This is a genomic window from Acidithiobacillus sp. TH-A36, from assembly GCF_057473445.1.
In genome coordinates, this window is sequence record NZ_JBYCKP010000151.1 from 1 (window position 1) to 2,986 (window position 2,986).

General features: G+C 54.8%; 4 protein-coding genes. All 4 read right to left on the reverse strand.

Annotated features, from left to right (window positions below):
* A partial coding sequence (locus tag AC2VLY_RS04110; RefSeq protein ID WP_486921808.1) for an APC family permease occupies positions 1 to 926 on the reverse strand: 926 nt, incomplete at its 3' end.
* A gap of 74 nt (positions 927 to 1,000) precedes the next feature.
* Positions 1,001 to 2,311 carry an AMP-binding protein gene (locus AC2VLY_RS04115; RefSeq protein ID WP_486893017.1) on the reverse strand — a complete coding sequence of 437 codons (1,311 nt, stop codon included), beginning with the start codon at positions 2,309 to 2,311 and terminating at the stop codon, positions 1,001 to 1,003.
* A gap of 2 nt (positions 2,312 to 2,313) precedes the next feature.
* Positions 2,314 to 2,628 (reverse strand): hypothetical protein, encoded by a 315-nt coding sequence (locus AC2VLY_RS04120; protein ID WP_193651341.1) that lies wholly within the window; start codon positions 2,626 to 2,628, stop codon positions 2,314 to 2,316.
* The coding region (locus AC2VLY_RS04125) for a PAS domain-containing protein (protein ID WP_486893016.1) at positions 2,628 to 2,986 on the reverse strand (359 nt) is incomplete at its 5' end. The genes AC2VLY_RS04120 and AC2VLY_RS04125, both read right to left, overlap by 1 nt.

Genomic DNA, 2,986 nt, shown 5'->3' on the forward strand with positions numbered 1-2,986 from the left:
CCCGCCATGCTGAATAAAATGCGGGAAATACTGTTCAGGGTGGCGATGGTCGCTGAAAAAGCAGCAGTAGCCATGGCCAGATCCGAAAAAATGCCCAGCCAGGGCCTGCCAATAGCCTCGGCAATCCGGTTGAGAGGAGCAGGGCTGTTGCCAATGGCGGAGGGGATGTGGGCAAAGGCCAGAATTTCAATATAGGCCATAGCCACAAAAAACAAGCCGACCATACCCACGGAAAAGAGCATGACCTTGGGAATCGCCGTGCGCGCAGCCCGGGTTTCCCCGGCAAGGTTTCCGGCTGTTTCAAAACCGCCGTAAGCCAACAGCGACAATATTAATGCCTGGGTAAACGGGCCTTGCTGCAGTTGCATAAAATGCCATTGAGCCGGATCCCGCCAGCCAAAATGTCCCAGTGTAAATGCGGCAATCAGCACAATGCAGGCAATGGAAAAAATCTCAACCCAAAGTCCCCAGCGGGCGGAAATTTCAATGCCGCGCCGCGCCAGTCGCCAGGCAATCAGCAGGTACACAAAAGCAATAAGCGCAATCCAGCCGATGCCATGAATGGGCCAGAAAAAGGCCAGGGCCTGCTCCAGAAACAGGCCTCCCAACAGGGGCGCAGCTGCCAGGGCACCAAAATATCCGGCAATCATGACAAAGCCCGCCAGCATCCCGGCTATGGGGTGCAAGGCGCTGCTCAGATAAAAAAACAAGGAGCCCGGAGAAGGGAAATGCCGTGCCAAAATGCCAATTTGCAGGGCGACCAGCATCATCAGCATGCCTATGACGCTATAGGCCAGCCAGGTAAAATTGCCACTGTGCACCGCCACCAGGGAAATGGTAACGGCGGGCATTGCCGAGGGGGTAATGTTGGCGACCGCATGGCCCCAAATTTCACTGGGGCTGACGGACTTGGAGCTGGAGTGCATAAATCGGGATACTCATTGATTCTGACTGTAGTGAAAAATTATAAGGGGATGGCCCTATGAAAGCGATGAGAGCGTTAGTCCGGCCAGTGTGAATACAGCCAGCGCCGACTGGGCTTGCCCTGCGGCACTGGCGCATCGTCCCAGAACCGTGCCGCTGGAATGCACAGCAGATAGGGCTCTTGCCATTGTTTGCGCAATGTAGAGACCTGCTCGCCGGGTACTTTTGCAACGGCGGTCAGGTGCCGTGCTCCTGGCGCGCCAAGGATAATGCTTTCGGCCTCTGGATACTGGTCCGTCAACCGGGCTTCCTCCGCTTCAGGACGGATGCTGTGGCCATTTGCCAGACTGAATCCCCCATCTTCACGGCCGCGCCAAAACAAGCAGCCGTCAGGATCCTGGCTGACTTCATCGCCACTGTTGGTCCAGCTCTGATCATCCTGAATGCTTTGCCAACCCGACGCGGACAGGCGGGCATCGGCTTGCCCGGGTGAATGATAATGGAGGGTTTCGCCACGCAACGCATATTCCACCAGGGAATGTCCCAGGATAAATGGCTGAAACTCTCCGGGAGGTCCCAGCGTGATTCCCGGCCCGGCCTCGCTTTGTCCATAACCCACCCGCAGCGCAGTGCCCTGGAGTTGATTGGCAAGGACTTTACCAATGGGGGCTCCGCCAATGATGCCACCCTGTAAGCTATGCAAGAATTTTGGGGTAAGCAGGCGTGCCATACGCGGAACCGTCAAGAGATGGGTGCAGTCCCGGGGTGGATGGCGGGCGCGCTGTGCTTCTGCCTGAATAACGCTACCTGCCATGCAGGCGGGCAGTAATTCCAGCACACCTGCAAAGGCATGGGCCCAGGGCAGGGTGTTCCAGAGCAGACTATCGGCGCTGAGTTGCAGTGCCGGTAAATGGGTAGCAACCTGCCAATCCAACGCTGCAAAGCTGAGTCGGTAAGCATTTCCGGCTCCCATACTGCCCGAGCTCCACAAAATCAGGGCCGCATCCTGATCGTCATGGATGCCACCTTCCTGGACTTCTTCCTGAACACGATCTGATGGATAATGTATCCACAGTGCGGGCTGGAGCAGTTTCAGGCGGCGCTGGATTTCCAGAGGATGCAGGGTGGGTAGTGGACAGAATATCCAGTCTCCCATCCAGCAGGCCAGCATATAGGCCAAATAAGCGGGACTGTTGGGCAGGCTGACTGCAATTCTGCTTCCGGGGATGATTTTGGCACGACGCCAGCGGGTTTTGATACGGGCGGCTCTGGCCCAGAGCGACTGTCCCGGCCAGGCATGGGTATTACCATTCTGGTGCCAATCCAGCGCAAAACCCTGATGCAGCCCCTCTGCCAGTTGTTGCAGAAATTCATGGCGACCCGACAAGTTCAGGACACCAGATCCATATTCATTTGCCTTAACAACAAGTGCAGCTGGTTACGAAAATCTTCGGGAATGTCATTTTCAATGTGCTGGATTTCCCGGTCAACCATTTGCAAAAGCTCAATTTGCTGTTCGCTCAGGAAATTACCACCATCCTGCTGAAAGGCGTTGTTCAGCATTTGCCACAGGCTGTTCAGGCAGACGAGGTAAAGTTGCCGTTGTTCCTGATGTATTTCGGGCAGATCTGTCAGTGCTTGCAGCAGTTCATCGGCATACGCCAGAAACTGGTTAATGACCTGGTTTTCCGCAGGAACCTGCATCAGCCCAGATCCTCATATAACTGAATAATACGATCAATAAAAATAAAAAAAAGCGGACTTTTACGCCTATCGAAAAACATGTGCACATGGGCAGAGATAGGGCGGATACGATAGGTGAACGTATAATAAAAATGCGTGTCCAGAGACCCCTCCTGGATACCCTGACGGAATCGTCCACGAAACAGGCGGCTGGCCGTGCAGGGTGCTACTTCCGTGAAAAAATTACGCCCCAGAACTTCGTCCGCAGACAAACCACTGAGTCGCGCCTCTGCTGCGTTAAAAATTTTTACCTGAGCGTGACTGTCCAGAGCAATGATGCCAAAACTCTGCCGGTCAGCCATTTGCGCATTGATCTGGT